The organism is Streptomyces sp. T028 (genome assembly GCF_048159505.1).
GTDB lineage: Bacteria > Actinomycetota > Actinomycetes > Streptomycetales > Streptomycetaceae > Streptomyces.
The window spans coordinates 1-4,453 of the sequence record NZ_JBLRVZ010000102.1 but is presented as its reverse complement, the minus strand read 5'-3'; the positions used below and the strand labels follow the sequence as shown (position 1 = coordinate 4,453).

Here is a 4,453-nt window from a genome sequence, read left to right as displayed (position 1 = left end):
ACAAGGACCTCGACAATCCTCATTCTTGCTGGTCAGGGGCACTTTCTGCTTTCCTGACCGCCTGCCGGACAGCCCGCTTCATGAAAGCGCGAGGCTAACTCCTCGCACCGCCGATCTGCTCTTGACGTCGCTGAGCGTGCTGGCCGATCAGGCCTACGACGACGCTGACGAGCTGCGCGACCAGCCCGTGACGAGGCAACGGCCCGGCGACTGGGAGCTGTTCACCCGCTTGCCCGCCCTCACTTGGTCCGCCGACCGGAGCTGGCGCCGACGAATGGCGCGAGCCTTCGACGACCTCTCCGATGACCTGGAGCACGGCAGGTGGCCCCAACCCTCGTGCACGGCCGAGGAGATGGCTTTGCACTTGGCGATCGAGGATGCGCCCAGCTACCTGGACGACATCGACACGCGCGACACCGAGCACAGTCACTTGCCCGAGCACCGCGACGACTACGACTGGAACGCCTGCTCCGATCTGTTCTTCCAGGACCATGACGTTCTCATGCTGTTCGACGCACGTCTCGACGGCATCGAGGACCCGGACGGCGACGTGAACCAGCACCTGGGCATGGGGGACCTGCGCGCTGCAGCGTGGTTCGAGCCGTTCGGATACCCGCCAGCCCGGAACCCCAAGCGCGGCTTCCGACGCTGACGAGAGCGCAGGAGCTTGTGAAGATGGAGCTGAAGCATTCTGAACCTGGCAGCTCTCCAACCAACCTGGTGCGGTTCACCCCGAAGACCTCCTGACCCTGTGCTGCCCAGGCATCCGCGTGATCATCGATGCGGCGCGGAGCGCCTGCAACTGGAGATGCTTGAGCCTGCGGCGCGATCGGGGATACCACCTGACGGCGAACCGTTCTTCGAGGCGGGCGGAGAGTCCTGTATGGCACAGCCCTCGGAGATATCGCGGACGAGCCCAGAAGCCCCGCCTGACGATCAGGTGGGGCACCTTCATACCCGGGGCGGCCTTGCAGACGACGCCAGGTTGCGTAGGAAGCCAGCCAGTAGGGCGCCAAGGGTACGGTTCTCGTGCTGGGCCGCAATCGCCCGCGTGTGCAGCGCACTCGCGAGGTGCGCGAACCGCACAAGCACCTCCTCCGGCGGCCAGGCCACTACGGCGTGCGCGAAGGCCCGCGCACTGAGCTCACGCCCGGCGGTGCCCTGCGCGAGCTGCGACAATTCGCCGCTCCTGGAACGGATTTCGTGAAGCAGCCACCAGATGTCGTTGCCTTCATTTGGCCCGAGTTCGAGCACCCCACGACCCACAATTACTGGAGTCAGAGTGACCGCGGCACGCGCCTGTCCTGCTTTGGAGACTATGAGCACGGAGCCCTGGACGCCCGCCAGATCCGAAACATCCGTGATACCGATGTACGGCAGTGGAGTACGCAGTACGTCAGCGGGCGCAACCCACCCTTCGGCTCCTTGATGCACGGGCGGCCGTGCTGCCGTCCCCGTCCGAGCACTGCGGATGACATCCTTGAAAGTTCGTACCGGCCAACTTTTCTTGTCCACGGCAAGCACACCGAAGTGCGCGTCCACGAGCGCTACCGCGGTGTGCGCGATCCGGTCGTTGACCTCGACCTTGCTTTCGATGGTATGGACGACGCGCAGCGCCCGTTCACGGTCCACTAGGGGCGGCAGCACAACGGGCAGTTGCCGCAGAGACCTCAGTCCCAGCGTGCGCTGCGCCGTGCCCGCAGCCTGCGTCTCGCACCAGGCACGAGCAGTAGGCATGGCGAGCCACACTCGGAGCCATTGAGCGAGGCCAGGATCGGCGCAACGGACCAGGGCCACCGAGCGGGCTACGTTCCACCCCTCCTGCTCCGACCCGACCACAGTGGCTTCGCCGATCCGTCCCACGAGCACGACGAGCAGGTCGCCGGGGCGCAGCCGCGTCTTCGAATGGGCCTCTGCAACTTCGCGCTCCACTCGTATCGCTTCGGAGGGCTGAATGCGGCCGGCGACGATGTCTCCGGCCCGGAGCACTGGGACACCTTCCGGGTCAGGGCGTCCAGGGCGGTTGATGCCATACCCAACCACCTCAACGCCGGGGAGGTCTGCGAGCGCCGCCCACTGGGGAGGTTCAATCACAATGCACCCAAAACATCTCGAAGTTCACGCTCCAGGCGCGCGGCTTCCACAAAGTGTCCGTAGAGTTCTTCGGTCAGCTCGCGCACCCGCCGCTCGTCATCGCCGGGGTCGGGTTCTGCAACCACCGGCGCGACATGGCGCGCGGGAAGGAGGTCAAAGTCCACCGCCTCGATCTCATCCAGGGTGACGGTCCGACACCACCCCGACTCGTGGGCTTCTCCGCCCTCCGACCAGCCCCTGAACGTATCGACGATCCGCGCGAGGTTCTCGTCGGTCAATGTGCGCCTACCTCGGCTCACCTGCGCACCCACGTTCTCTGCGTCAATGAACAGGACGCGGTGCTTGGAGTGCGCTTGCTTGGACTTGCTGAAAACCCACAGGCAGGCAGGGATGCGCGTGTGCGGGAAGAGTCCGGGCGGCAGTTGGATGACGGCCGCGAGTACGTCGTCATGCACCAGCCCGGCACGGATACGCCGCTCGGCACCGCCCCGGAAGGCTGCGCCGTTCGCTAGAAGGGCTGCGGCGCGGCCGCCAGGCTTGAGCGAGCCCAATACATGCTGCACCCAGGCGAAGTCGGCGTTGCTCTTGGGTGGAGGACCGTAGCGCCAAGAAACGAACCGGCCGTCCATGTGGTCCTGCCAACGCATACTGAAGGGCGGGTTCGCGAGGACGATGTCGTGTTTCTCGACGGGTTCCGAGCCGTGCCGAAGGCTGCTGTCCGAGTCAAGGTCCCGGTACACGTCATCCTCCAGGCCATGAAGGATCAGGTTCATCGCCGCGATCTGGCGTGTGCGGGTATTGACGTCCCGGCCGAACAACCGGAGGGGCACCCTCGCGCGATCCGCAGGCCGCTCATAGTGCTTCTCTACGTAGCGCGCCGCCTCGATCAGGAACCCGCCCGAGCCACAGGCCGGATCGTAGACATCGTCTCCGGGCGCCGGCTCCATGAGCCCCACCATCGTCCGTACGACATCGCGCGGCGTGTAGTACTCACCGCCCGCACGGTCCTCAGAGAACCGCGCAAGGCACTCCTCGAACAGGTCCGCCATCATCCGCGCACGACCCACCTGGTTCAGGACGACGACTAGATCCCGTAGCGCCTGCTCCGTCCTCCGGCCACCGAAGGGCAGCTGACCGAGAACCGTCTCGGCGTTCAGGTCCAGGCAGAGCTGCCCGTAGTCACCGCTCCAGGCCCGCAATGCTCGCTGGACGACATGCTGTGTGAAGTCCGGCCCGCCTACCTGGCTGACCAAGTGCTCCCAGGTCGGGCGCCCCTGAGCCGCATCCTCAGAGACGTCCGAGACCTGACGAAGAAAGACCACGGCCAGGATAAGCTGCTGCATCGCATCGTGAGTCATGTCGCCACGCAGCACACCCAGAGCCCGCACCAGCTCGTCCACCTGGGTCTTGGACACTTTCATCACACTCACCTTGCCGAGTCAACGCCGAAAGGCTAAGACGATCACAACGGCGATCGCGGCGACCACCGTGAACGCGCTTCCTCCCTGCTGGACGGCGCCGAGCACATCCTTGTGCCGCGCATACTCGACGATGCCCGCCATCAATGCGACGTTCATGGTCAACGACGCCGCGAGCCACCACGGCCACGACCGACCCACTCTTGCCCCCACCCCTCGCAGGCTTCTCCTGAGTACGCGCCACCCTAGCAGCAACAGCATTCGTTTTGGGACCTCTGCAGCAGACGGTTTGGGGTGCTCGTGCTTCACAATCGCATGCAAATGTGCGTCACGCGAAATTGCCACCCAGGCCTTTTGGCGAGGGAACTTTTATTGAGTCGCCCCTGGGGAGCGCCAGCCTTATCCGCCGCGACGAGGTCGGCCTACTACGCCGTCGGCGCGCAAACGACCAGGTCACAAGCCTGGACAACCGAATCCCGATGCGCACCCATCGCGCTCCCCTCCTCGGACGGCCGCCCCACAAGCTGACCAGCCATCAGGAGTTCAACATAAAAGGCCAGGTCAGAGAGCATCTGACCTGGCCTCAAGTGGAGCCGCCTTCGGGATTCGAACCCGAGACCTACGCATTACGAGACCATGAGCGTTTGTGTTGCCTAGCGCCTTGCCGTGCTACGTGGTGACGTTTTTCCTGATCAGAGCATGCGCAGCAAGTTGACCCGTGCCACCCCGTGACGCACTGTCCAAAGGCGTCTGTCCACCGGCTGTCCACCGACAGGGCCGCTTAGGCGGCTGCCTCCCGCCACCCCATCGCTTCTGACGAAACCCCCGACAGGGGCGAAGCCCGACATGAGAGGGCGGTATGTGACGTAGTGCCGCGTTTGTTGTCGCTGGAACGTGTGGCACAGGCGTATCGGGGCTGATCGGGGAGTCCTGCCGTGCTG

At 64.9% G+C, this 4,453-nt stretch carries 3 protein-coding genes and 1 pseudogene; 1 reads left to right on the top strand and 3 read right to left on the bottom strand.

Going from position 1 to position 4,453, the window contains the following annotated elements:
* Nucleotides 1-652 (top strand): annotated as a pseudogene (locus tag ACLZN2_RS50465) (hypothetical protein); the annotation flags it as partial.
* A gap of 299 nt (nucleotides 653-951) precedes the next feature.
* On the opposite strand, the gene ACLZN2_RS50460 reads toward ACLZN2_RS50465, so the two are convergent.
* The 3 genes from ACLZN2_RS50460 to ACLZN2_RS50450 form a co-directional block, all read right to left on the bottom strand.
* Complete coding sequence (locus ACLZN2_RS50460; RefSeq protein WP_416986973.1) at nucleotides 952-1,989, bottom strand: hypothetical protein; 1,038 nt, start codon at nucleotides 1,987-1,989, stop codon at nucleotides 952-954.
* 101 nt (nucleotides 1,990-2,090) lie between these two features.
* Nucleotides 2,091-3,515 carry an N-6 DNA methylase gene (locus ACLZN2_RS50455; RefSeq protein ID WP_416986971.1) on the bottom strand — a complete coding sequence of 475 codons (1,425 nt, stop codon included), beginning with the start codon at nucleotides 3,513-3,515 and terminating at the stop codon, nucleotides 2,091-2,093.
* 18 nt (nucleotides 3,516-3,533) lie between these two features.
* On the bottom strand, nucleotides 3,534-3,671 hold the full coding sequence (locus tag ACLZN2_RS50450; protein WP_382107607.1) for a hypothetical protein: 138 nt from the start codon (nucleotides 3,669-3,671) through the stop codon (nucleotides 3,534-3,536).
* Nucleotides 3,672-4,453 lie beyond the last annotated feature (782 nt).

What these genes read in the sequence shown, in the direction of transcription:
- ACLZN2_RS50450 (WP_382107607.1), bottom strand. Translation starts at nt 3,671, where the DNA reads ATGAACGTCGCATTGATGGCGGGCATCGTCGAGTATGCGCGGCACAAG.
- ACLZN2_RS50455 (WP_416986971.1), bottom strand. Translation starts at nt 3,515, where the DNA reads ATGAAAGTGTCCAAGACCCAGGTGGACGAGCTGGTGCGGGCTCTGGGT.